The sequence below is a fragment of the Variovorax sp. Soil_C_19 genome (assembly GCF_057657255.1).
In genome coordinates this window covers 446,650-468,713 of record NZ_JBDGIV010000002.1, presented here as the reverse complement: position 1 = coordinate 468,713, position 22,064 = coordinate 446,650, and the positions used below count along the sequence as shown (strand labels likewise).

Annotated in this window: 22 protein-coding genes and 3 tRNA genes; 9 read left to right on the top strand and 16 right to left on the bottom strand. The window is 68.2% G+C overall.

The genetic code is table 11. From position 1 onward, the window contains the following. Nucleotides 1–29 precede the first annotated feature (29 nt). The 3 genes from AC3A6R_RS06690 (at nt 30) to AC3A6R_RS06680 (ending at nt 378) form a co-directional block, all read left to right on the top strand. Nucleotides 30–105, top strand: a tRNA-Ala gene (locus tag AC3A6R_RS06690). Nucleotides 106–156: 51 nt separating this feature from the next. Continuing rightward, nucleotides 157–232: transfer RNA gene (locus AC3A6R_RS06685), tRNA-Glu, on the top strand. 69 nt (nt 233–301) lie between these two features. Next, a tRNA-Asp gene (locus AC3A6R_RS06680) sits at nt 302–378 on the top strand. Between the two features lie 94 nt (nt 379–472). Here the strand turns inward: AC3A6R_RS06680 and ggt are convergent. After that, nucleotides 473–2,104, bottom strand: coding sequence for a gamma-glutamyltransferase (gene ggt / locus AC3A6R_RS06675; RefSeq protein WP_487864061.1), 1,632 nt, complete (start codon nt 2,102–2,104; stop codon nt 473–475). 3 nt (nt 2,105–2,107) lie between these two features. Continuing rightward, nucleotides 2,108–3,094, bottom strand: a complete 987-nt coding sequence (locus AC3A6R_RS06670) for a Bug family tripartite tricarboxylate transporter substrate binding protein (protein WP_487858256.1) — start codon at nt 3,092–3,094, stop codon at nt 2,108–2,110. A 102-nt stretch (nt 3,095–3,196) separates the two neighbouring features. On the opposite strand from AC3A6R_RS06670, the gene AC3A6R_RS06665 reads away from it, so the two are divergent. After that, nucleotides 3,197–4,165 (top strand): LysR family transcriptional regulator, encoded by a 969-nt coding sequence (locus AC3A6R_RS06665; protein WP_487858255.1) that lies wholly within the window; start codon nt 3,197–3,199, stop codon nt 4,163–4,165. Between the two features lie 29 nt (nt 4,166–4,194). On the opposite strand, the gene AC3A6R_RS06660 is transcribed toward AC3A6R_RS06665, so the two are convergent. The 4 genes from AC3A6R_RS06660 to AC3A6R_RS06645 form a co-directional block, all read right to left on the bottom strand. Next, nucleotides 4,195–4,857: a hypothetical protein gene (locus tag AC3A6R_RS06660; protein ID WP_487864060.1), complete on the bottom strand. Its 663-nt coding sequence runs from the start codon at nt 4,855–4,857 to the stop codon at nt 4,195–4,197. A gap of 82 nt (nt 4,858–4,939) precedes the next feature. Then, entirely contained in the window at nt 4,940–6,124 is a 1,185-nt protein-coding gene (locus tag AC3A6R_RS06655; RefSeq protein ID WP_487858253.1) for a phosphatase PAP2 family protein, read from the bottom strand. A gap of 155 nt (nt 6,125–6,279) precedes the next feature. Further along, nucleotides 6,280–6,675 (bottom strand): RidA family protein, encoded by a 396-nt coding sequence (locus AC3A6R_RS06650; protein WP_487858252.1) that lies wholly within the window; start codon nt 6,673–6,675, stop codon nt 6,280–6,282. Further along, complete coding sequence (locus tag AC3A6R_RS06645) at nt 6,665–7,807, bottom strand: DSD1 family PLP-dependent enzyme (protein WP_487864059.1); 1,143 nt, start codon at nt 7,805–7,807, stop codon at nt 6,665–6,667. The genes AC3A6R_RS06650 and AC3A6R_RS06645 overlap by 11 nt, the downstream gene beginning before the upstream one ends. A 247-nt stretch (nt 7,808–8,054) precedes the next feature. Here AC3A6R_RS06645 and AC3A6R_RS06640 point away from each other — a divergent pair, with 247 nt between their 5' ends. After that, the gene (locus tag AC3A6R_RS06640) at nt 8,055–8,639 is read left to right on the top strand and encodes a BPSL1445 family SYLF domain-containing lipoprotein (protein WP_487858250.1); all 585 of its coding nucleotides are present in this window, start codon (nt 8,055–8,057) and stop codon (nt 8,637–8,639) included. Between the two features lie 3 nt (nt 8,640–8,642). On the opposite strand, the gene AC3A6R_RS06635 is transcribed toward AC3A6R_RS06640, so the two are convergent. Further along, a complete protein-coding gene (locus tag AC3A6R_RS06635) occupies nt 8,643–9,482 on the bottom strand; it encodes a plasmid replication/partition related protein (protein ID WP_487864058.1) in 840 nt (279 codons plus the stop codon). A 377-nt stretch (nt 9,483–9,859) separates the two neighbouring features. Here AC3A6R_RS06635 and AC3A6R_RS06630 point away from each other — a divergent pair, with 377 nt between their 5' ends. Beyond that, a complete protein-coding gene (locus AC3A6R_RS06630; protein WP_487864057.1) occupies nt 9,860–10,201 on the top strand; it encodes a 4'-phosphopantetheinyl transferase family protein in 342 nt (113 codons plus the stop codon). Nucleotides 10,202–10,340: 139 nt separating this feature from the next. Here the strand turns inward: AC3A6R_RS06630 and AC3A6R_RS06625 are convergent, their stop codons facing one another. From AC3A6R_RS06625 to AC3A6R_RS06605, 5 genes are all read right to left on the bottom strand, one after another. Continuing rightward, the gene (locus AC3A6R_RS06625) at nt 10,341–11,045 is read right to left on the bottom strand and encodes a glutathione S-transferase N-terminal domain-containing protein (protein WP_487864056.1); all 705 of its coding nucleotides are present in this window, start codon (nt 11,043–11,045) and stop codon (nt 10,341–10,343) included. A gap of 78 nt (nt 11,046–11,123) precedes the next feature. Next, on the bottom strand, nt 11,124–11,966 hold the full coding sequence (locus AC3A6R_RS06620; RefSeq protein ID WP_487864055.1) for a hypothetical protein: 843 nt from the start codon (nt 11,964–11,966) through the stop codon (nt 11,124–11,126). A gap of 192 nt (nt 11,967–12,158) precedes the next feature. Next, nucleotides 12,159–13,112: a DMT family transporter gene (locus tag AC3A6R_RS06615; protein ID WP_487864054.1), complete on the bottom strand. Its 954-nt coding sequence runs from the start codon at nt 13,110–13,112 to the stop codon at nt 12,159–12,161. Further along, a complete protein-coding gene (locus tag AC3A6R_RS06610) occupies nt 13,109–13,627 on the bottom strand; it encodes a methylated-DNA--[protein]-cysteine S-methyltransferase (RefSeq protein WP_487858243.1) in 519 nt (172 codons plus the stop codon). Before AC3A6R_RS06610 ends, AC3A6R_RS06615 begins: the two co-directional genes overlap by 4 nt. Nucleotides 13,628–13,633: 6 nt before the next feature. Next, nucleotides 13,634–15,229, bottom strand: coding sequence for a DNA-3-methyladenine glycosylase 2 family protein (locus AC3A6R_RS06605; RefSeq protein WP_487858242.1), 1,596 nt, complete (start codon nt 15,227–15,229; stop codon nt 13,634–13,636). A gap of 110 nt (nt 15,230–15,339) precedes the next feature. Here AC3A6R_RS06605 and AC3A6R_RS06600 point away from each other — a divergent pair, with 110 nt between their 5' ends. Both AC3A6R_RS06600 and AC3A6R_RS06595 read left to right on the top strand, forming a co-directional pair. After that, nucleotides 15,340–16,722, top strand: coding sequence for a phosphomannomutase/phosphoglucomutase (locus tag AC3A6R_RS06600; RefSeq protein ID WP_487858241.1), 1,383 nt, complete (start codon nt 15,340–15,342; stop codon nt 16,720–16,722). A gap of 12 nt (nt 16,723–16,734) precedes the next feature. Continuing rightward, on the top strand, nt 16,735–18,117 hold the full coding sequence (locus AC3A6R_RS06595) for a 3-deoxy-D-manno-octulosonic acid transferase (protein WP_487864053.1): 1,383 nt from the start codon (nt 16,735–16,737) through the stop codon (nt 18,115–18,117). A gap of 18 nt (nt 18,118–18,135) precedes the next feature. Here AC3A6R_RS06595 and AC3A6R_RS06590 read toward each other — a convergent pair whose 3' ends face one another. Genes AC3A6R_RS06590 through AC3A6R_RS06575 form a run of 4 tightly spaced genes read right to left on the bottom strand, consistent with a single transcriptional unit; the run spans nt 18,136 to nt 21,466 of the window. After that, nucleotides 18,136–19,680, bottom strand: a complete 1,545-nt coding sequence (locus AC3A6R_RS06590) for a TolC family outer membrane protein (protein ID WP_487858239.1) — start codon at nt 19,678–19,680, stop codon at nt 18,136–18,138. A gap of 25 nt (nt 19,681–19,705) precedes the next feature. Further along, nucleotides 19,706–20,047, bottom strand: coding sequence for a rhodanese-like domain-containing protein (locus tag AC3A6R_RS06585; RefSeq protein ID WP_487858238.1), 342 nt, complete (start codon nt 20,045–20,047; stop codon nt 19,706–19,708). 16 nt (nt 20,048–20,063) lie between these two features. Beyond that, entirely contained in the window at nt 20,064–20,741 is a 678-nt protein-coding gene (locus AC3A6R_RS06580; RefSeq protein ID WP_487858237.1) for a protein-L-isoaspartate O-methyltransferase family protein, read from the bottom strand. Between the two features lie 41 nt (nt 20,742–20,782). Then, a complete protein-coding gene (locus tag AC3A6R_RS06575) occupies nt 20,783–21,466 on the bottom strand; it encodes a TetR/AcrR family transcriptional regulator (protein ID WP_487864052.1) in 684 nt (227 codons plus the stop codon). A gap of 150 nt (nt 21,467–21,616) precedes the next feature. Here AC3A6R_RS06575 and AC3A6R_RS06570 point away from each other — a divergent pair, with 150 nt between their 5' ends. Then, nucleotides 21,617–21,991 (top strand): hypothetical protein, encoded by a 375-nt coding sequence (locus AC3A6R_RS06570; protein ID WP_487858235.1) that lies wholly within the window; start codon nt 21,617–21,619, stop codon nt 21,989–21,991. Nucleotides 21,992–22,064: the final 73 nt, after the last annotated feature.

Genomic DNA, 22,064 nt, shown 5'->3' with positions numbered 1-22,064 from the left:
TTCGTAAAGAAAAGCCCGAAAGTCAAGATGGGGGTATAGCTCAGCTGGGAGAGCGCTTGCATGGCATGCAAGAGGTCATCGGTTCGATCCCGTTTACCTCCACCATCAAAGTGTCGAGAAGGTTTGTGATGCTGATCGCAGCACGTCCAAGGTTTTGACCCTATCGTCTAGAGGCCTAGGACACCACCCTTTCACGGTGGCTACCGGGGTTCGAATCCCCGTAGGGTCGCCAGTTTCACGCAAGTGAAACCGGCACGAGTTGTCAACACTCGGTTCCGCAAGGAGCGAACGTTGTCTACCAGGAGTGGTAGTTCAGTTGGTTAGAATACCGGCCTGTCACGCCGGGGGTCGCGGGTTCGAGTCCCGTCCACTCCGCCAAACACAAGCCCCTGTAGCAGCTCTGCTACAGGGGCTTTTTGTTGTCTCGATTCAACTCCCTCCAGCGGCCCGACAACGGTTCGGACCCAACCGATCAGCGCGCAGGATCCATGCGCAGTCGGTACGCCACGCCATCACGGCCGGGGTCGGCGCCGCCGTGCAGGCCGTCGGCCTGTACCTGCACGCCGTGCACCCAGCCGATGGTGTAGTTGTACGGGTTGCGGCCAACGGCGTAGCCCTGTGCTTCCAGTGCGCGCGTGGTCGAGCGCGGAATGCGGTTGCACACGTCGATGGCGTTGCTGGTGGACGAGAAGCGTGGCGCCGACACGGCAGCCTGCATTTCCATGCCGTGGTCGATCACGTTGAGCAGCACCTGCAGCACGCCCATCGCGATCTGCGTGCCACCGGGGGCGCCGAGCACCACGTCGAGTTCGCAGTCCTTGAAGGTCATGGTGGGGCATGACGAGGTGAAGCGGCTCTTGCCAGGCTGGATACTGCCTGCGCGGCCCGGGCGCGGGTCGAACACGCCCATGCAGCCGTTGTACAGGAAGCCCATGCCCGGGGTGATGATGCCCGAGGGCATGGCCAGTGAGTGGGTCAGGGAGACGGCGTTGCCGTCGGCGTCCACCACGCTCAGGTGGGTGGTGTCGCGCGGCACGGGCGCGCCGGGGTTCACGCGTTCCACGTCGAAGCGATGACCCGCGCGGATCTGCTCGGCCACATCACGGGCCATGTCCTTGGACAGCAACTGATCGAGCGGCACGTCGAAGAACTTCGGGTCGCCGATGCAGCGGTCCTTGTCGATCGTGGCTTTCTTCATGGCCTCGCACAGCGTCTGCAAGTAGGCGACGCTGTTGTGCTCCAGGTTCGCCAGATCGAAGTGCTCGAGGATGTTGAGCATCTCCAGCAGCATGGCGCCGCCACCCGGGGGCTGGTTGGTCGTGATGGTGCGGTCGCGGTAGCGGCCCACCAGCGGCGCGTTGCGCTGCACCTGGTACCGGGCCAGGTCGTCGCGCGTGATCAGCGAGCCCAGCGACTGCAGGTGCGCCACCATCTTTTGCGCCAGGTCGCCCTGGTAGAACGGGCGCGCGCCTTCCTCGGCAATCTGGCGCAGCACGGCGGCCATGCCTTCGTTGCGCAGCGGCGCACCGATGGGCTTGGGGCGGCCGTCGGGGCGGCAGTACAACTGGCGGCTGTCCTCGCAGTACTGCAGGCGCTCCAGGTTGCCGACGCGGCCCATGCTGGGCTCGTCGATCCAGAAGGCGTGCATGCCGGGACGCACAAAGTAGCCGTCCGCCGCCCATCGGATGGCGGGCTCCACCACCTGCTTCCACGGCAAGCGACCGTGCGCCTGGTGCATGGCCTCCAGGCCCTTGAGCGTTGCCGGCGTTCCGATGGACTGGGGGCCGATGTCGTTGACGCGGCCCTTGAGGATGAAGCCGAAGCCATCCCTGGTCTCGCCCTCCAACAGGTGCTCCCACATGTCTTCCCTGGCCGCCAGCGGCGCGGGCGAGTGGAAGTCGAAATATTCATGCACCTGAGCACCGGGCAGGTACACGGCGGCAGTGCCGAAACCCGCGATGCCGCACATCAGCGGGTCGACCACCGTCTGGGCCAGCGCGGTGGCTACCGCAGCATCCACCGCGTTGCCGCCTGCGCGCAGGATGTCGATGCCGGATTCGGCGGCCTCCGGCTGCGGACAGACCACCATGGCTTCTTTTTTCATGGCTTATTTGGCGCTGAGATTCAGCGCCTCGAGCGTAGGCCCCCAGGCCTTGGTATCACGCGCCGCCGTTTCCATGACCAGCGCGGAAGGGCCGGACATGGGGATCACGCCCATGCTCTTGAGCTTGGCCTGCACGTCGGGACTCTTGTGGAAGGCTGCCGTCGCCTTGTTGAGCTTTTCCACAATGTCGGGCGGCGTGCCGGTGCGTGCCACCACCGCACTCCAACCCATGTTGTCAAAGCCCTTCACGCCCAGCTCGCCAAGGGTGGGCACATCGGGCAGTTCAGGGGTGCGCTGTGGCGACAACACGGCCAGCGGATTGAGCTTGTGGTTCTTGATGTGGGGCAGGGCAGTGCCATACACCGGTGCCATCACTTCGGTCTGCCCACCGATGGTGGACAGGATGCCGTCGGCCTCGCCCTTGTAAGGGATGTGGGTCATCGAAATGCCCAGAGCATTGGCCATCAGTTCGACGGCAAGATGAGTGGAGTTGCCCAGGCCGGCGGATGCGAAGTTCAGCTTGCCGGGCGCCGCCTTGGCTTTTTCCGTCAAATCTTTGAGCGTCTTGATGCCCGTGGCTGGATTGGCCGACAGCACGAACGGCACGGTGGTCAGCATGGTCACGCCAACAAAATCCTGCGCTGGGTTGTAGGGCAGCGGCTTGTAGGTGAATTGGTTGAGCACCATCAGCGACACGCTGCCCAGCAGCAGGGTGTAGCCATCGGCGGGCGCATTCAACGCGCTCTGTGCGGCAATGATGCCGCCCGCACCGGGCTTGTTCTCCACCACGATGGTGGCGCCAATGGCCTTGCCTGCGTGTTCGGCCCACATGCGTGCGATCGTGTCGCTGCTGCCGCCCGGGGCCTGCGATACGACCAGGCGCACGGGACGGCTGGGATAGGAGGTTTGCGCGTACACGGTGGTCGCCGCGGTAGCCGCGACCGCGGCACCCATCAGGATCTTGTAGACGTTCGTGATTGCTTTGGACACTGGGATTCCTCCGGGGCTTGTCATGAAAGATGAGGTAATTTTCATGACAAAGGCAGCCATCTACCTAGTGAAAATGCAAAATGGATATATGAAGGTTTACTCATGATTGAACGTTCAGAAGGCCTTTCCTGGGCGCGGGGCATCAAGGTCCGGCATCTGGAATCCTTTCTGGTTCTGGACGAGGCGGGCACGCTGACCGAGGCGGCGGCGCGGCTGCACATGACGCAATCTGCCATGTCGCACTGGCTGACAGAACTGGAACGCGTGGCGGGTACGCCGCTGATGGTGCGCGGGCGCAAGGTGCAGTTGACGCCTGCGGGGCATCTGCTCAAGCGGCTGGCCATCACCGTGCTGGGAGATATCGTGCGTACCGGCCGCGAGATGCACGCGGTGGCTGCGGGGCGCGTGCCGCGTCTGAACGTGGGCAGCGTCTGGGCAGGCATCGCCGGCGGCCTGCCCGAAGCCGTGACCGCGTTCCAGCAGCGCCATGTCGATGTGGCCGTGTCCATCCACGACGGGCTGTTCGACGACCTGCTCAAGGGCCTGGACACGCGTGCCATGGATGCCGTGATCGGCGTGCTGGATGCAAGGGCGCACAAGCCGCAGCTGGCGCATCACGTGCTTTTCGACGACCAGGTGAGCATCGTCATCGGCCAGGGCAGCAAGCACTGGGACAGCAAGCAGCCGCCGGGCTTTGCCGACGTGCTGCGCGAGCAATGGGTGATGCCGCCCCTTGGTACGCTCACTCGCATCCAGATGGACGCCTATCTCATCGAGCAACAGGCATCGTGGCTGGTGCCCAAGGCAGAAACCGCGTCGCTGGCCATGATGCAGGCACTGCTGCAAAAGGGCGACTATGTCGGCGTGTGTGCGGAATCCATGGCGGACTACATGGCCTCGCTGGGGCTGTTCAGGAAGATCGCCCTTGATTCGAACATCCGCTTCGGCCCGATCACCGTGGTGTGGAACCGCGAACACGTCTCAGCCACACTCATGGATTTCATCGCCTGCCTGAGGGCGCATGCGCGGAGCTTGCCTGCCGCGCCAGTGCTGGCGCCGCTCAGCGCGTAGCCGCCGCACCAGCCTGTGCCGGAGCTCGCCTACGGACGCCTTTGCCTAGGCGACAGCGCCGCCAACGTCCTCTTCGCGCTGTGCAGCAAGCCGCGTCGCGCAGTCGGCAACTGCGCCTTGGTGTCGCCCGGCGCAACGATCTCGAACGCCGAGGGCGCCGCGAGTTTTTCGGCCAGCACGTCGCGCGGCCTCGTCAGTCCTTCGAAGCGGGCGTTCGAGATGACGTGCACCTGCAGGTGGCGATGCAGCGACTTCGACAGCTTCTGGCAGGCCGCCGCCATGGCCGCGCGGTCGGGCATGACCGCGCCATGCACGACCAGAAGCTCGACGGTGCTGTCGTGCGCGTCCTCGCCCAGGATGAAGGCACGCACGACCGCGTCCTTGAACTTGGCGCGCAGCATGGCGCGGATCGGTTCGGCCGCGGCGAATGACTTCAACGCGATGCTGCGCAGCTCGCGGTGGAAGATGAACGAACGGTCGAGCGTGACCGTGGCCGGCGCGTCGGGTTCTCCTTTCTGCCTTGCGAGGATGCCGCTTTCGACGAGGTGTTCGATCGTGCGCTCGACCTCGTCAGGCGCGAGCTTCGTGTGCCGGGCCAGTTCGCTCGCCGCGTGCGGCTGGTCGGGGGCGGCGTAGACGACCTGCAGCAGCTTCTGCACCGCGGGGGACAAGAGAAAATCTGCAGCACTCACGGGGGCGGCTCGTTCATTCGTGGTTCGTTAGGTTTCAGGGGAGCCGCGATTATGAAGTTGACGCCGAGGCGTCCCGCACCCGTCAGGCCGCACTCGCCATTCGCCCGCGCCTGGCGTCCGTGCTGCCCAGCCTCGCCTGCAGTGCGGCCAGCAGTGCGAGCACCGGCAAGCACAGCTCCAGGACCTCCTCGAAGCTCAGCATCAGGTACGCGGACTGCGCAGATGCCGAAGAAGGAATTTGGTCGAGCACCAGCGCGGCACCGACCACCGCGCCGAAGGTGATCAGCGTCATCGCTTCGGGGCGCCAGCGGGACCAGGCGCGCAGTGGCCCGCGCTGCAACCATGCGCGCCGCGCGAGCCATGCGCCGGCGACGGCGACAGGCACGAACACCGCGAGCGTCGCGGGGCCGCGCAGCAGATGCGCCTGCGCATCCAGATGCGCCAGCAGCCAATGCGCCTCGCGCGCCGCGAAGCCGAGCAGCACGACGCAGACCGCCGCGCGGTCCCACTGCGACATGGCTTCGACGCGCACCAGCAGAAAGCACAGCGCCGCGAGCAGGTACAGCTGGATCGTTCCGTTCTCGATCGGTCCGTTTTCCTCCAGCATCGACGGGCCGAACGCATGCGGCGTCTGGATGCCGATCCAGGCGGCCGCCGCAATGAACATCAGCACCACGCAAGGTGCCGCGCCACCGCCCGCGAGCCGCCGCAGCGGATTCGCCAGCAGGCTGGCGCAGTCGCGCGGTGCGAGCCGCGCCGCCACCGCCCGCGCCGCGCACAGCGCGGCAGCGATGCCCGCGCCCAGCAGCGCGCCGGCGGCGATGTCGAAAGGAAAATGGACGCCGACGTGGATGCGCGCCCACCCGGTTGCCGCGGCCACTGCGAGCAGGAACAGCCCCACGTCGCGCAGCGGACGCCGCCACAGCAGCATGAAGGCCATGGTGAACATCACCGTGGCGTGCGTGCTCGGCAGCCCCGCGCGCACGCCGTGCGGTACGTGCGCCGGGCTGAGCCCGACCATGAAGGGCCGCGGCATGCCGATGGACGCCGCGATCTCGTGCGCGATCAGCGAAGCCGCGCCGCCGGCCGCGAGCACGGTGAGAAGTTGGCCGCGTTCTGATGCACGGCGCCAAGCCACCCAGGCGAGCACGGCCGCGCAGGCCCACGAGGACCACAGCGCGATCGCCGAGGCAAGCTGCAGCAGCGTGGAGGGCGGGGAAAAGCCGGCTGCGAGCGCCTCGAAGAGCGCGAGATTCAGCGAATGCATCCTTTGGTTTGCTTTCGTGGCACGTTTCGGAGCCGCCTTGGGAGGCGACTTTGTTAACGAATCGTACGACGATACAACCCCGCGATGCCGGGGTGCCGGCCACGCGAAACGCAACACCTTGTGTGGATGCGCCCGCCAGCAGACCGGCGCCGCTGCTAGGCCAGCGCCACGGCCTCGATCTCCACCTTGAAGCCGAAGTGCAGCGGCCCCGTGGGCACGATGGCGCGCGAAGGCCGCGCCGCGCCAGCCCATTGCGCATACACCGCATTGAAGGCCGGCCAGTTGTCGACCGTGTCGAGGTACACGCGAACCTGCACCAGCCGGTCGATGCCGCTGCCGGCTGCCCGCAACGCGGCCTCGACGTTGTCGAGCACCTGGCGCGCCTGCTGCTCGAATGGGGCGTCGCCCAGGCGGGTGCCATCGGGTGCGATCGGCAACTGCCCCGAAACGAAGACGAAGCCGTTGGCCACGGTGGCGTGGCTGTAATGGCCGCCGGGCGTCGGCAGGCCCGGGGGCGCGACGTAGCGCGGGCGCACGGGTTCACCAGCCATGGACGCGGCTCCATGCGGCGAGCGTGCCGTCCTGCGACAGCGCGTGGTACGCGGGGAACTGGGCGCCCGTGGCACAGGCGTGGTTGGGCAGGATCCGCAACTGCGTGCCGATCGGCAGCCGCTGCGCAATGTCGGTGTCGGGCGCCTCTTCGCGCGACAGGATGCCGTGCTCCTGGTTGGCGCCGCTCAGCACGTAGCCTTCGAGCACCTGGCCGTCGAGGCTGCAGGCCAGCCCGTAGCCGAAGTCGTGCTTCTGCTTCTGCGTGCCGCGGTCGCGGCTCATCGCCATCCAGCCCGCATCGACGATGGCCCAGCCCTTGTCCACCTGATGACCGATCACGGTCGTGAGCACGCTGAGCGCGATCTCGTCGGTGGTGCAGACGCCGACGTTGTGCATCACCAGATCGAACAGCACGTAGACGCCTGCGCGCACTTCGGTGACGCCGTCGAGCCGCTCGGCGGAGAGTGCGGTCGGGGTCGAGCCCACGCTGACGATCGGGCAGGGCAGGCCGGCAGCGCGCAGGCGCTCGGCGGCACGCACGCAGCCCGCGCGCTCCTGCTCGGCCATGGCGGCCAGTGCCGCGGGTGTGTCGAGCTCATAGCTGGAGCCCGCATGCGTGAGCACGCCGCCCAGCCGCATGCCGCCCGCCGCGAGGGCGTCGCCCACCGCGAGCAGCGCGGCCTCCTCGGGCTTGATGCCGGAGCGGTGGCCGTCGGTGTCGATCTCGATCCACACCTCGAAGGCCTCGTCGTGCGCGCGGCCGAACTCTGCGATGACGCGGGCCGAGTCCACGCTGTCGGTGATGATCTTGAGGTCGCAGCCCTGCCGCCGCAGCGCCAGTGCCTGCGGCAGCCGGTGCTGCGCCATGCCGACCGCATAGAGGATGTCCGTCACGCCATCGGCGAAGAACTGCTCCGCCTCCTTGAGCGTCGACACGGTAATGCCCTGCGCGCCCGCGGCCAGCTGGGCCCGTACGACGGGCGTGCACTTGGTGGTCTTCACATGCGGGCGAAAACGCATGCCGAGCGCCTGCATGCGCGCCTGCATGCGCGCGATGTTGCGCTGCATGCGCGGCAGGTCGATGAGGGCGGCGGGCGTGCCGAGCGGGAGGGTGCCGGGTGGGGTCTGCATGGCCGTACTGTAGGCAATCCGGTGGCGGAGGTGGTTGAACTGAATTGATTCAATCGTTAACTCCGACTGAATGATGGCGGTCGGCGGGGCCAACGATTCCAGGCCGTCGCGACTTCGCGTAGGCGGTCTTCCCAAGCCGCTTTTGGCGCGGCTTGCCGGACGTAGCATGGAGAAGCCGAAGAGGCGGCCGGCCGCAAAAAGCGCCCGGCTTTTCCCATCATGTAGTCAAAGAAGAGGAGAGAACGCCATGCCATCCATTCATTTCCGCAGCCTTGCCATTGCATGCGCCGTCGCGGTCGGCGGCGTCGCCGTCGTGGGCTGCACCACCACGCGCCCCGACGACAAGTCCAGCGCCATGTCGTCGCGCGCTTCGATCGATGCGCAGGTCGACGCCGCACTGTCCAAGCTCTACAACTCCGCGAAGGGTTCACGCGAACTGGTCGCCTCGTCGAGCGGCGTGCTGGTGTTCCCGGCCGTGGTCGGTGCGAGCATGGGCGTGGGCGCCGAATACGGCCGCGGCGCGCTGCGCGTGAAGGGCAGCACGCAGTCCTACTACAGCACGACGGCGGGCTCGATCGGCTTCCAGGCCGGCGCCCAGTCGAAGGCGGTGATCTATGTGTTCACCAACCAGGCCGCGCTCGACAAGTTCCGCAACAGCAAGGGATGGACGGCCGGTGCCGACGCCACAGTGGCGGCCGCCAACATCGGCGCCAACGGCAGCATCGACACCAACACGATGCGCCAGCCGGTGGTGGGCTTCGTGCTCACCAACGTGGGCCTCGAGGCCGGGGTCTCGCTCTCGGGCGCGAAGATCACCGAGATCCGGCTGTAGTCCTTAGCTGGCGGTGGCCAACTGCGCCTGCAGTTCGGCCACCTGGCTGCGTAGCGCTTCGTTCTCGGCCGTGAGCTCGGCCACGCGCTGCGCCAGCCTTTCGAGCGGGTCGGCCTGCGGCGCAAGCTGATCGCCGGACGCGTCGCTGTCGCCGGCGGCTTCTTCGCGGGGCTTGCGCCTGGCTTCGCGCACGCGCTTCGCGGCCTGGCGGAGTTCGTCCTTCCCCGCACTCGCCGCGGACACCTGCTCCTCGGCCGGCAGCGTCGCCACGGCGGCCGCGGTGTTGATCGAGATCATCCCCGACTTCACCGCCGCCACGAGCTCGGGCGCGGCCTGCTTCTGAATCTTCTCGATCATCACCACCTGGTTGCTGCTGAGCCGGGCGGCACGCGCAATGGCTTCGCGGCTGTTGAGCGGCGCGGGCGGCGGCAGGGCCGTGGTGGGATCGGCCGAGGGCGGCGTGTCCCCGTCGAATGGTGCGTCATCGGGCGACGCGGTCTCGGCGGCCGTGCGCGCGCGACGGTTGTCGACGATGTCCTTCTTGCGCAACGCCAGCACGCCGCGCAGGAAGTCGGAGATGCTGCGCCGGCCCAGGTGCTGGTCGATCATCCAGAGGTGCACGTCCTCGATGGTCTTGAAGCGCGTGTTCTGCACCGTCTGGAACGGCAGGCCGTGCTTCTGACAGATGCCGTAGCGGTTGTGGCCATCCACCAGCACATCGCCCCACAGCACCAGCGCATCGCGGCAGCCTTCGGCCAGGATGCTGCGTTCCAGGGCTTCGTATTCCTCCGGGGTCAGGGGATCGATATAGGCTTTGAGTTCTTCGTTGACGACGATGTTCATGCGGGGAGGAGCGGGCAAACCGGGAGGCAAAGGGGCGGAATTTTAGAGGCCCGGGCGCGGGGCACCGCCCGATGTGCAGAACGAAGTGAACAGATCCGGTGCCGGGACGTCTGGATGGATGGGGCGGCGAACGGCCCGCCTGATCTTGATCAACTTCCCGAGGATGCATCCATGTCCACGAAGTGCGCCGCGGCATCCCATGCGCCGGCTTGATTCGCCACTGCCCGCAGGCATCGAAGTCTATCGACTCGATCTCGACACGCGGGCCGAGGCCGTGGCGGCCGGCGATGGCTGACCAACGCCGAGCGCGCCCGGGCCGACCGCATTGCAAGGACCGCGGACCGCGTGCGCTTCACGGCCACCGCGATCCGCGCACCGTGCATGCCCTCGGAGTCGACATCGAGCAGTGCCGGGCGGGGCTCGACGCCGAGGTGATCCTTTCGATCGCCTTCACCCCGCGCGAAGCCCGGGAAGTGCGCGAAGCCACTGACCCGGTGCAGGCGCTCCACATGCGCTGGGCTGCCAAGGAGGCGCTGCTGAAGGCCGTGGGTGTCGGCATGGCCGAGCACCTGCAGTCGGTCGGCATCCACCCGAGCGATAGCGAGCGCTTCGCCCTCGAATGCGCGGTGCCCGCGTGGGGCTGTTTCGAAGCCATGGCGCTCGACGCGCCGGCCGGTTATACCGCCGCTCTCGCGTGGCATCGGGGATCGCCCGACTGAACACCGGCGCACTTCGTGCTGCATGACGCGCCTTCGCGCGAGCGCGCCGAGGCGCTGGTCCGCTGGCTCGGTGCGGCGCTGCTCAGGCCCTCGCTCGACGGGGCCCCGCGCGAGCACGGCCCGCTGCATTGATGTGCGCTCAGCCGCGCTTCGGAATGGCCAACCCCCGGGCCACAGCGGGCCGCGCCACGAACGCGTCGAGTGCACGCGCCACGTTCGGAAACTCGTCGAAGCCCACGAGCTCGCGCGCCTCGTAGAAGCCCACGAGATTGCGTACCCACGGGAAGATGGCGATGTCGGCGATGGTGTAGCGCTCGCCCATGACCCAGTCACGGTCCGCAAGGCGCCGGTCGAGCACGCCGAGCAGGCGCTTCGATTCGGCCACGTAGCGGTCGCGCGGGCGCTTGTCCTCGTAGTCCTTGCCGGCAAACTTGTTGAAGAAGCCGAGCTGGCCGAACATCGGTCCGATTCCGCCCATCTGGAACATCAGCCACTGCACGGTCTCGTAGCGCGCCGCCGCGTCTGTCGGGATGAACTGGCCGGTCTTGTCGGCCAGGTAGAGCAGGATGGCGCCCGACTCGAACAGCGCCAGCGGTTGGCCGCCCGGTCCGTCGGGATCGAGGATCGCGGGAATCTTGTTGTTCGGATTGAGCGAAAGGAACTCGGGCGACAGCTGGTCCTGCGTCTCGAAGTTCACCAGGTGCGGCTCGTACGGCAGCCCGGTTTCTTCGAGCAGGATCGACACCTTCACGCCGTTGGGCGTGGGCAGCGAATAGAGCTGCAGCCGGTCCGGGTGGCGCGCGGGCCACTTGCGGGTGATGGCAAAGCTGGAAAGGTCGGACATGGTGATTGGTGCAGGGGAGTGACGACGCCAGTGTAGATCGCACCAGCGCGTCGCTCTTGCCGGCCTATGGCCCGCGCCTCAGAACCGCGCCTTCAGGAAGGCCGAAGGCCCATGCATCTTGACCTTGAGGCGGGTCTCCGCCGTGCGGCTTTCGCGCGAGAGGTCGATGTTCGTCACGCCATAGGCAAACACGAGGCCGACGTTCTTCACCGGGAACCACTCGACCCCGGCCGAAGCGTTGTAGATGTTGCCGTGGAAGCGGCCGCCGCCCTTGCGCACGCCCGAGACGTCGGCGAAGAGCCGCAGGTCGGGGCTGATTGCGTGCCGCACGCCCAGTTCGAGCAGCGGCGCGATCGCGTCGTCGCTGCCGCCCTCGTTGATGGTGCCGACGCGGCCGTTGACCGCGACGATCGCGTTCGCGTTGCTGTCGATGCGGTAGTAAGCGGCGCCCGCGCCGAGGCCGAACACGGTGTTGCCCGAGCCCATCCACCACTTGTACGAAAGCTTGGCGAACTCGAGCTTGACGTCGATGTTGGCATTGCCCAACGCATTGACCGTGCCGAAGCCGCCGATGGATTCGCTGCCCGCAGCCTGACCGAAGTAGTCGCGCTTGTAGCGGTAGTAGTCGAACGAGAAACCGTGGTTGTCGCCCAGGAGCATGTCGGCCGTGATGCGCGGCATGGTCACGCGGCCGGGCTCGAGGTCGCGCGTGCGCAGCGTACCGCTGTAGGCCGAAGTGACCGATGCATTGAACTTGGGTTCGGCGCTGAAGGCACCGACCGAGAAACTGAAGCGGTCGAGTGCAGGCGACGGCTCGGCCCACGCAAGGGCGGGTGCAAAGAGAAAGCCGACACCGGCCAGTGCGCCCAATGTCGTCAGCCGGGCAGGGTTGGCGAATGGGCGGGAGCGGAGCAACAGCATTGAATGAAATCCTTCGACAGGCAAAAAAAAGGCCTCGGGCCCGCGTGCTGCTTCATGCACGCGATGCTGCCGGGCAACGCTCCCCTTTGAATGCCCCCAGGCTACCGGCGCTTGCCGAGGTACCCCATGCGCAGTTTGCCGTTGTGTATGTAGGACGTTGTCGATCCTCGCCCCAGGACGAGCAAGAAAGTATCAACGTGGCCGCGAGGGCGATGCTGCGGCACCGGGCCAGAGCTTCACGAGTCCCGTCGACAGCGCCACGCCGCAGACGATGACCGCCGCGCAGATCAGCATCCACTGCGTGATGTTCTCGCCGAGGAACACCGCGCCGTAGAACACCGCGAACACCGGCACCAGGAAGGTGACGGTCAGTGCCCGCGCCGGGCCGGCGTTGGCGATCAGGCGGAAGAACAGGATGTAGGCGAGGCCGGTGCACGCAATGCCGAGCGCCAGCAGTGCGAGCCAGGCGTGCAGGCTCGGCATCTGCGTGGGCCAGAACCACAGCGCCGGCAGCGCGAGGAACAGCGTCGCGCCGATCTGGCTGCCGGTGGCCGTGGCGAGAGCGGGCACGCCGCCGAGGAAGCGCCGCGTCGCGCTGGCGGCCACGCCATAGCTCGCGCAGGCGCCGAGGCAGGCCAACACCGCCCACAGCGCCGCATGGTTGTCGGCACCGGCGTGCAGGCCGGCGCTGCGGCTCGCGAGCATGGCCACGCCGGCGAAGCCGATGACGAGGCCCACGATGCGCGAGCCGTCGGGCCGGTCGCGAAACCAGGCCCAGGCCACGAGCGCGCCGAACATCGGCACCGTGGCATTGAGCACCGCGGCCAGGCCGCTGTTGATGGTCAGCAGCGCAAAACAGAACAGCGCGAACGGAATGCCCGAATTCAGCACGCCGATGGCCATCGACGCCTTCCAGTGCGTGGCGAGCGCGGGGCCATGGCCGCGAATGAACAGCAGCGGCAGCAGGAACAGCGTCGCCACACCGACGCGAACCGCCGCGGCGGGCAGCGCGCCGAATTCCGCCGCGCCGATGCGCATGAACAGGAACGAGGCGCCCCAGAGCGCGCCCAGCAGCACGAGGTCGACGAGCCATCCCTTGGGCCGGGTGGCGGGGTTGGGCGCGGTGTCGTTGTTCGTTGTGCTCATGGGGCGTCGAATATCGCACGGCTCGCCCGTTCGAGCTCGAGCAGCGCGGTCTTGCGTTCGAGGCCGCCCGCGTAGCCCGTGAGCGAGCCGTCGGCACCGAGCACCCGGTGGCAGGGCACGATCACACTGATCGGATTGCGCCCGACCGCCGCGCCGACCGCACGCACCGCGGCCGGGTTGCCGACATGTGCGCTCAGCGTGCCGTAGCTCAGCGTCTGGCCGGCGGGAATGTTGCGGAGCGCTCGCCACACGCTCTGCTGGAACGCGGTGCCATGCGACAGATCGAGCGTCACGTCGAAGCTGCTGCGCCGCCCCGCGAAGTAGTCGCGCAGCTGCGCGCCCGCCTCGACGAGCACCGGATGGTCGTCGCGTGTCTGCCAGCCCGTGGTGTCGGGCCAGTGGCGCTGCTGGTCGAACCAGACGCCCGCGAGGCCCTGGTCGGTGGCTGCCATCGTGATGCCGCCGAGCGGCGTGTCGATGTGCGAGGTGTAGATGGTCTTGCTCTTGAACTTCATGGCGTTTCAGGCTGCGGGGCCTGCCGTTGAGGGTTGGCTGTCGAAGGAAACTGCGGCGCCGGCCGAAGGCGGCGCGGCTGGCGTTGGCGCATGCCAGGCGCGCAGCACCGCATAGCTGCGCCAGGGCCGCCATGCCTGCGAAGCCTCGCTCGCGGCGCGCGCGGTACCCACGCCGAGCGCCTTCTGCAGCGCGATGTCGCCGGCCGGGAACGCGTCGGGCCAGCGCAGCGCGCGCATCGCGATGTACTGCGCAGTCCAGTCGCCGATGCCGGGAAGCGCCTGCAGCGCGGCGATGGTCGACGGCACGTCGGCGCCTGCATGCAGCGCGAGCCGGCCCGCGGCCACTTCGCGCGCGATGGCCTGTAGCGCCGCCTGGCGTTGCCGCACGATGCCGAGCTGGCCGAGCGCATCGCCGCTCGCGGCTGCCAGCGCGGCGGGCGTGGGGAACAGCCGGTCGAGGCCCTCGATCGGCGTTGCCAGCGGTTCGCCGAAGGCCTCGACCAGCCGCGAGCCGAGCGTGCGCGCCGCGGCCACCGTGACCTGCTGGCCGAGCACCGCGCGCACCGCGAGTTCGAAGCCGTCGAGCGTGCCGGGCACGCGCAAGCCGTCGCCGTGCGGAAAAGCGCCATGCAGCGTGGCGTTGATCGCCATCGGCTCGGCATCGAGGTCGAACATCGCACGCGCGCGGCTGATGACGATCGGCAGCACCGCGGCGAGCGACTCGCTGACCGACAGCAGCATCTGCTCGCGCTCGGTGTCGAAGCGCAGCTGCAGCCAGCCCGCGTGCGAGCGCGTGCCGTGCTGCACGCGCAGGGTGCGCGCGAGCCGCACGAACGCCGGCGTGTCGGCGCCCTTGGCGGGCGCCTTGCCGTCGACGGTCGTGGCGGCCTCGACGCCGCGCAGCGCACGCCGCGCGAAGAAGCCGAGCATCGCGTGTACGTCGTAGGGCGGGCGATAGCCCAGCCGCACCTCGATGGCCTGGCCCTCGCCGCTCTCGGCGCCGCCGGCTCGCCGCAGCGCGCTCGGGTTGAGCCCGTAGTGCGCGAGGAACGCGGCATTGAAGCGACGCACGCTCGCGAAGCCGCTCGCCAGCGCCACCTGCGTCATCGGCAGCCGGGTGTCGGCAATCAGCTGCTTGGCGGCCAGCAGGCGGCGCGTCTGGAGGTACTGCAGCGGCGAGACGCCGAACTGCACCTCGAAGATGCGGCGCAGGTGGCGGTCGCTCACGCCGAGCCGAGCGGCAATCTGCGCGGCGCCGGGGCCTTCTTCTGCCCAGGCGTCGGGCTCGTCGATAAGCCGCGCGGCCTGCAGCGCGAGGATGCGCGAGGCGTCCTCGGTCGACCAGCTCGCCGCGCGGGGCGCGAGTTCGGGCCGGCAGCGCAGGCAGGGGCGGAAGCCCTCGGCCTCGGCCTGGGCCGCGTGACGGAAGAAGCGGCAGTTCTCGCGCCGCGGCAGCTTCACGCGGCACACCGGCCGGCAGTAGATGCCGGTGGAGGTCACGGCGGTGAAGAAGCGGCCGTCGAAGCGCGCATCGTGCGTCTTCATCGCGAGGTAGCAGGCGTCGCTCTCGAGCGTGTCGGCGGATGCAGGAAGGTGGGGCATGAACGGATGATATGGTTTCGACTGGCTTCAACTGGCCGTTTTCGGACATCTGGGTGCGGAAGCGCTTGCCTACAATGGCCGGTCTTCCAAACCGACAGGACCGTCTCTTCATGCAACTCAGTGCGTCGATCTTCAAGGCCTACGACATCCGGGGCGTGGTGCCGGTCACGCTCGACGCCGAGGTCGCGGAAGCGCTCGGTCGGGCCTTCGGCAGCGCCGCCCGCGCCGCCGGCGAAACGGCCGTGGCCGTGGGCCGCGATGGCCGCCTTTCGGGGCCGGCGCTGTGCGAAGCACTGATCAAGGGGCTGGTGGCCACGGGCGTCGAAGTGATCGACGTCGGCGCAGTGACCACGCCCATGCTCTATTTCGCGGCCCACACGCTCTGCCGCAGCGGCATCCAGGTGACGGGCAGCCACAACCCCAAGGACTACAACGGCTTCAAGATGGTGCTCGCAGGGCGCGCCATCTACGGCGACGAGATCCAGGGCCTGCGCAAGGTCATCGAAGACGGCAGCGCGAAGCTCGCGCCCGGCGGCAGCGTGCGCAAGGTCGACGTGACCGAGGCCTACACCGCGCGCATCGTGGGCGATATCCGGCTCGCACGCCCGCTCAAGATCGTGGTCGACTCGGGCAACGGCATCGCCGGCGCGTCGGCGCCCGCCATCTTCCGCGCCATCGGTTGCGAAGTGACCGAACTCTTCAGCGAGGTCGACGGCGACTTCCCCAACCACCATCCCGATCCGAGCAAGCCCGAGAACCTCAAGGACCTGATGGCCGCACTGGCCGCAGGCGACGCCGAGCTGGGCCTGGCCTTCGACGGCGACGGCGACCGCCTTGGTATCGTCACCAAGGACGGCCAGAACATCTTCCCCGACCGCCAGATGCAGCTCTTCGCGCAAGACGTGCTGTCGCGCGTGCCGGGCGGCACCATCATCTACGACGTGAAGTGCTCGCAACGCCTCGGTCCGGCCATCGAGGCCGCCGGCGGCAAGCCGATGATCTACAAGACCGGCCACTCGCTGATCAAGGCCAAGATGAAGGAAATCGATTCGCCGCTCGGCGGCGAGATGAGCGGCCACATCTTCTTCAAGGAACGCTGGTTCGGCTTCGACGACGGCACCTACGCGGGCTGCCGGCTGCTCGAGATTCTCAGCAAGACGCCGAACGCGAGCGATGCGCTCAATGCACTGCCCACCAGCTTCTCGACGCCCGAACTCAACGTGAAGTGCGCCGAAGGCGAGCCGCATGCGGTGGTCGAGAAGCTGGTGGACATCGCCAGTTTCGCGGCGCCCGCGGTGGTCTCCACGATCGACGGCCTGCGCGTCGACTGGCCCGACGGCTTCGGCCTGATCCGCGCCTCCAACACCACGCCGGTGCTGGTGCTGCGCTTCGAGGGCCAGACCGACGCGGCGCTCGACCGCATCCGCGACGAGATGCTCGCGCTCCTCAGGACCGTGAAGGCCGACGCGACGCTCGCCGAAGCGTCGCATTAGGCCGGACAGACCGTGCGTTCGTTGGCGCTGCGCCTCTACGGCCTTTTCACCACTGCTGTGCAACCGCTGGTTCGCCGCAAGCTGCGGCGGCGTGCGGTGGCCGAGCCCGGCTATGCCGTCGCCGTGGAGGAGCGCTTCGGCTACTATGACGAGGCGGTCACCGGCGAGGCCCAGTGCTGGGTGCATGCCGTATCGTTGGGCGAAACGCGCGCGGCCGCGATCCTGATTGCGGAATTGCGGCGGCAGTATCCCGGCATTCCGATCCTGCTCACGCACGGCACCGCCACCGGCCGCGAAGAGGGCGCCAAGCTGCTCGAGCCCGGCGACACGCAGGTCTGGCAGCCGTGGGACACACCGGGTGCCGTTGCGCGCTTCCTCGACCGCTTTCAGCCGCGCATCGGCGTGCTGATGGAGACCGAGGTCTGGCCCGTGATGGCCGCCGCCTGCAAGGCGCGGCGCATCCCGCTGGTGCTGGCCAATGCGCGCCTCAACGAGAAATCGCTGGCCGCCGCCGAACGCCTCTCGTGGCTCGCGCGGCCTGCATACTCGGCGCTGGCGGCCGTGTGGGCACAGACCGAGGCCGATGCGCACCGGCTGGTTTCACTGGGCGCCAAGGTGGCCGGCATCTACGGCAACCTCAAGTTCGATGCCGCGCCCGATGCGCGCCAGCTCGCCACGGCCGTCAAGCTGCGCGAGCACCTGCCCAAGCCGATGGTGATGCTCGCGAGCTCGCGCGATGGCGAGGAACGCATATTGCTCGAGATGCTCAAGCGCTTCGGCGCCACCGAACCCGTGCCGCCCGAGCAGGGCGCCGTCCGTTCCATCGCGCGGCGCGTGCACGAGGTGCAATGGATGATCGTGCCGCGCCATCCGCAGCGCTTCGACGAAGTCGCCGCGCTGATCGAGGCGCAGGGCTTCGCGGTGGCACGCCGCAGTGCGGCGGGCGCGCCGGTCGATGGGGAGATCTGGCTCGGTGACTCGCTCGGCGAGATGGCGCTCTACTACGGCCTGGCCGATGTCGCTCTGCTCGGCGGCAGCTTCGAGCCGCTCGGCGGCCAGAACCTGATCGAGGCGGCGGCCTGCGGCTGCCCCGTGGTCATGGGGCCCTCGACTTTCAACTTTGCCGAGGCGGCCGAGCTGTCGCTTGCAGCTGGCGCCTCGCTGCGCGTCGAGGGAATGGAGCAGGCGGTGACCGCCGCGCTCAAGTTGGTCGAGAACCCTGAGCGCCGGGCCACCATGGCCGAAGCGGCGCTGGGTTTCTCGTCGGCCAACCGCGGCGCCGCCGAGCGCACGGCTGCGGCGGTGCTGGCCATCGCGCAGGCGGCCGACCCGGCGGCAGGCGCCGACGCACCGATCGACGGCGAGTCCGAGCGCGCGGAGCCGACGCTCGACTGATGCGCCGGTGCCGGCGTATCAGCGCACCGGCGGATTCAGGATCACCGGCGGCGGCGGTGCCGTCGGCATGGCGGGCGGCGGCGGATTGAAGGGCTGCACCGGCACCGGCGGCACCACCGGAACGCGCGGCGGCGCGACCGGCGACGAGGGCGCAGTGGTCGGTGGCCGTTCACCAAGTGAAGACGGCGCCGCGGACGTGCTGCCGTTCGTTGCCAACGTGGCATTGATCGCGTCGAGGTCGCCGACCGTCAACGTGCCATTGGCCTGTCGCAGCTGCAGGTGCCCCAGCAGCACGTTGTAGCGCGCCTGGGCCAGGTCGCGTTTGGTCTGGAACAGCTGGCTCTGTGAATTGAGCACATCGATGTTGATGCGCACGCCCACCTGGTAGCCCAGCCGATTGGCATCGAGCGCGCTCTGGCTCGAGGCCTCGGCCGCCTCGAGCGCCTTCACCTGTCCGGCCCCCGACACGAGCCCGAGATAGGCCGCGCGCGTGGCCTGAGCCACGCTGCGGCGCGTGCCCTCGAGCACGCTGCGCGACTGGTCTTCGAGCGCGAGCGTTTCCTTGACGCGGTTCTCGGTGGCGAAGCCCGCGAACAGCGGCAGGTTGAACACCACGCCCACCGTGGCGGCATTGATGCGCGTGCCCACGGTGCTGGTGCTGGTACCGTCGGGGTTGCGCGTGATGTTGTAGCCGAGGTTCGCATCCAGCGTGGGCTTGTGGCCCGCCTTGGCCTTCTCGGTTTCCAGCCCCGCCACGTCCACGCCGAGCTGCGCCTGGCGGATGGCGGGGTGCGCCGCCTCAGCCTGCGCCACCCAGGCCTCGATATTGGCCGGCGTGGCCGTCGGCAACGCCACGGGCTGCGCAAGCGGCACCGGCACGCTGCCCGGGCGGCCGACGAGCTGGTCGAGCACCACCTTCTTCACCTGCAGGTCGTTCTCGGCCGCGATCTCCTGCGCGATGACGAGGTCGTAGCGCGCCTGTGCCTCGCGCGTGTCGGTAATGGTCGAGGTGCCGACCTCGAAGTTGCGCTTCGCCGATGCGAGCTGTTCGGCCACGGCGGTTTTCTGCGCCCGCACCAGCGCGAGGCTGTCCTGGCTCGCGAGCACGTCGAAGTAGGCCTGGCTCACGCGCACGATCAGGTCCTGCTCGGCCTGCGTGAACACCGCCTCTGCAATCTCGGCCTGGCGCTTGCCCTGCTCGTAGGTGGCCCAGGCGGCGGGGCGGTAGAGTGGCTGCGTCGCATTGATGCCGATGTTCTGCGTGCTGAAGTCACGCGGCGTGGTGTTGCCGCGGCCGGCACCGGTGAGCGTGTCGATGTCGATGTTGCTGCGGTTCACGCCGGCCGTGAGCCCGACGGCCGGAAGGATGCCGGCCCTGGCCTGCGCGGCGCGCGCGAGATTGGCTTCGTACTGTGCGCGGGCGCCCTGGTACGAGGCGTCGAAGCCGCGCGCGGATGCGTAGAGTTCGTTCAGTGTCTGGCCCTGGGCCGGCAGTGCGAGCAGCGTGGCAAAGAGCGTTGCGAGTGCTGCGGAAAGAGGCAGGAGCCTGGGCCTGGCGGGCATTGAACGTCCTTGAAGAAAATGTCGATCAGTAGCGTGGCACCGACGGGTCGTGCTGCGCCGACCAGGCGTCGATGCCGCCCGCCACGTTGGCGAGTGCTGCAAAGCCGTTCTGGCTCAGGAACGCGGCCACGCGCTGGCTGCGCGCGCCGTGGTGGCAGAGGCAGGCGATGCGCTGGCCCGGGTCGAGCTCGGAGACTCGTGCGGGGATCTCGTTCATCGGAATGGCGACGAGCGTGAAGCCCTGCTGCGGCGCGACGCTCGCGGTCTGCAGTTCCCAGGGCTCACGCACGTCGAGCAGCACCGGCGGCGCGTCGGGGTTCTGCGCGAACCAGGCGGCCAGCTCGGCGGGGCGGACTTGATCGATCATCGGATGGCCTGCCGGTTCAGAACGAGAACCGCGAGGGCTCGGGGAAATTGAGCAGGCGCGGCGCCACGGTGTCCCAGGGCTGGACCGTGTCCCACTTGCTCTCGCTGGTGCGCGTGACGAAATGGGCACGCATCATCGGTTCTTCGCCCACGATCGCGCCGAGGCGGCCGCCGACCTTGAGCGAACCTAGCAGGTTCTGCGGAATGCGCGCGACCGAACCACTGAGCACGATCACGTCGAAGCTCGGGCCGCTCGGCAGCGGCACTGCGCCGTCGGCGTTGCGCACCTCGACGTTGGCAACGCCGTTCTGGCGCAGCGTCTCGGCGGCGCGGGCGGCCAGCACCGGGTCGATCTCGAGCGTGAGCACCTGCGCCGCGCGTTGCGCGAGCAGGGCGGCCATGAAGCCCGAGCCGGTGCCGATCTCGAGCACGGACTCGTGCTTCTGCACATGCAGATCCTGCAGCATGCGGGCCTCGACCTTGGGCGAGAGCATGACCTGGCCCGGCACGCTGCCGTCGCCGAGCGGGAGCTCCATGTCGAAGAAGGCCAGTCCGCGGTGCGCGGGCGGCACGTACTCTTCGCGCTGGATTGCGGCGAGCAGCTCGAGGATCTCCAGGTCCAGCACATCCCAGGGCCGGATCTGCTGTTCGATCATGTTGAAGCGCAGGCGCTCGAGGTCGGGGGTGGGGTTCATGGCAGGCTTTTCCTTGTGGGGCTCAGGACAAACCTTCAATTTTAGGTGGCCCGGCCAGGGGCCGCCCGGCGCACGAGTCCGTGGAGCACGGTCTCGGCCTGGGTTTCGATGAACTTTGCGGGGTCGAGTGCGACTTCGCCGTCGACGCAGACCATGGCGGAGTGCTTCCAGAGCATCAGGAACACCATCGGTGCCACCACCGCATAGATGGCGTGGTCGACGTCGACCGGTGCGAACTCGCCGCTGTCGATGCCGCGCTGAAGAATGCGCCGCAGCAGCTGGTGGCCCGGGCGGACCACCTCGTTGCGATAGAACTCGGCCAGCTCGGGAAAATTGGCGCCTTCGCTCATCATGAGCTTGGTCAGGCCCGACGCCTTGGTCATGCCGACCCGCTCCCACCACACGCGCATGCAATAACGCAGCATTTCGGCGGTCGTGCCCTCGAAGGCCTCGAACTCCAGGTTCCATTCGGAAAAACGGCCGCTGAGGTTCTCGACCACCACCGCCTTGAAGAGCTCTTCCTTGCTCGGGAAGTAGAGGAACAGGGTGCCCTTGGAGACCCCCGCGCGTGCCGCGACTTCCTCGGCGCGGGTGGCCGCGAAACCCTTCTCGACGAACAGGTCGAGCGCCGCCGCGAGCAGTTCGCCCGGACGCGCCTCCTTGCGGCGCTCGCGCTTGGCGCGGACCGGGCAGATCTTGTCGGCAAGGGAGCGGGGACTGGGCATGATTTTAATGACTCGCGGGTTAGTAATGTAGTGACCCGCGCCCGGTCCGTCAACCCGCGACAATATCGGGTTCCGATTTTTTCCACCTGCCGGTTCCCTCCCTTGTACTTCGCTCGCCCTGCACCTCGGCGTCCGGCCTTGCCGGCGCGCATGCTCGCCGTGCTGCTGGTGGTGGCGCTGTGGTTCGCGGGTTCGCTCGGGCTGGTGCACCGCTCGTTGCACATGCCGGGGCTGGCACAGGCCGCGGTGGCAACGGCCACTGCGCACGCGGAGTTCGACCATCACGGTCATCACCACCACGACCGCGCGCACGCATCCGATGGGCTTGCCAAGCTGTTCGGGGACCATTCGGACGCCGATTGCCGGCTCTACGACCAGTTGTCGGACGGCGCAGGTGTGCCCGGCGTGCCGATGCTGATGCTGCCCGTGCTGCTGCCCTCGGCCACATTCGCCTGGCTGCAGGGCGAGGCACTCGCGCGCTGGGTCGCGCTGTTCGACGCACGCGGCCCGCCTTCCGCTCGCTGAATCCCTCCGTGTTCGACGGCTGCCCCCGCACTGCGGTCGGCGGCCGGTCGCCCCCTGGTTCAACGAGTGTTCA

What these genes read in the sequence shown, in the direction of transcription:
- ggt (WP_487864061.1), bottom strand. Translation starts at nt 2,104, where the DNA reads ATGAAAAAAGAAGCCATGGTGGTCTGTCCGCAGCCGGAGGCCGCCGAA.
- AC3A6R_RS06665 (WP_487858255.1), top strand. Translation starts at nt 3,197, where the DNA reads ATGATTGAACGTTCAGAAGGCCTTTCCTGGGCGCGGGGCATCAAGGTC.
- AC3A6R_RS06655 (WP_487858253.1), bottom strand. Translation starts at nt 6,124, where the DNA reads ATGCATTCGCTGAATCTCGCGCTCTTCGAGGCGCTCGCAGCCGGCTTT.
- AC3A6R_RS06650 (WP_487858252.1), bottom strand. Translation starts at nt 6,675, where the DNA reads ATGGCTGGTGAACCCGTGCGCCCGCGCTACGTCGCGCCCCCGGGCCTG.
- AC3A6R_RS06645 (WP_487864059.1), bottom strand. Translation starts at nt 7,807, where the DNA reads ATGCAGACCCCACCCGGCACCCTCCCGCTCGGCACGCCCGCCGCCCTC.
- AC3A6R_RS06640 (WP_487858250.1), top strand. Translation starts at nt 8,055, where the DNA reads ATGCCATCCATTCATTTCCGCAGCCTTGCCATTGCATGCGCCGTCGCG.
- AC3A6R_RS06635 (WP_487864058.1), bottom strand. Translation starts at nt 9,482, where the DNA reads ATGAACATCGTCGTCAACGAAGAACTCAAAGCCTATATCGATCCCCTG.
- AC3A6R_RS06625 (WP_487864056.1), bottom strand. Translation starts at nt 11,045, where the DNA reads ATGTCCGACCTTTCCAGCTTTGCCATCACCCGCAAGTGGCCCGCGCGC.
- AC3A6R_RS06620 (WP_487864055.1), bottom strand. Translation starts at nt 11,966, where the DNA reads ATGCTGTTGCTCCGCTCCCGCCCATTCGCCAACCCTGCCCGGCTGACG.
- AC3A6R_RS06615 (WP_487864054.1), bottom strand. Translation starts at nt 13,112, where the DNA reads ATGAGCACAACGAACAACGACACCGCGCCCAACCCCGCCACCCGGCCC.
- AC3A6R_RS06610 (WP_487858243.1), bottom strand. Translation starts at nt 13,627, where the DNA reads ATGAAGTTCAAGAGCAAGACCATCTACACCTCGCACATCGACACGCCG.
- AC3A6R_RS06605 (WP_487858242.1), bottom strand. Translation starts at nt 15,229, where the DNA reads ATGCCCCACCTTCCTGCATCCGCCGACACGCTCGAGAGCGACGCCTGC.
- AC3A6R_RS06600 (WP_487858241.1), top strand. Translation starts at nt 15,340, where the DNA reads ATGCAACTCAGTGCGTCGATCTTCAAGGCCTACGACATCCGGGGCGTG.
- AC3A6R_RS06590 (WP_487858239.1), bottom strand. Translation starts at nt 19,680, where the DNA reads ATGCCCGCCAGGCCCAGGCTCCTGCCTCTTTCCGCAGCACTCGCAACG.
- AC3A6R_RS06585 (WP_487858238.1), bottom strand. Translation starts at nt 20,047, where the DNA reads ATGATCGATCAAGTCCGCCCCGCCGAGCTGGCCGCCTGGTTCGCGCAG.
- AC3A6R_RS06580 (WP_487858237.1), bottom strand. Translation starts at nt 20,741, where the DNA reads ATGAACCCCACCCCCGACCTCGAGCGCCTGCGCTTCAACATGATCGAA.
- AC3A6R_RS06575 (WP_487864052.1), bottom strand. Translation starts at nt 21,466, where the DNA reads ATGCCCAGTCCCCGCTCCCTTGCCGACAAGATCTGCCCGGTCCGCGCC.
- AC3A6R_RS06570 (WP_487858235.1), top strand. Translation starts at nt 21,617, where the DNA reads ATGCTCGCCGTGCTGCTGGTGGTGGCGCTGTGGTTCGCGGGTTCGCTC.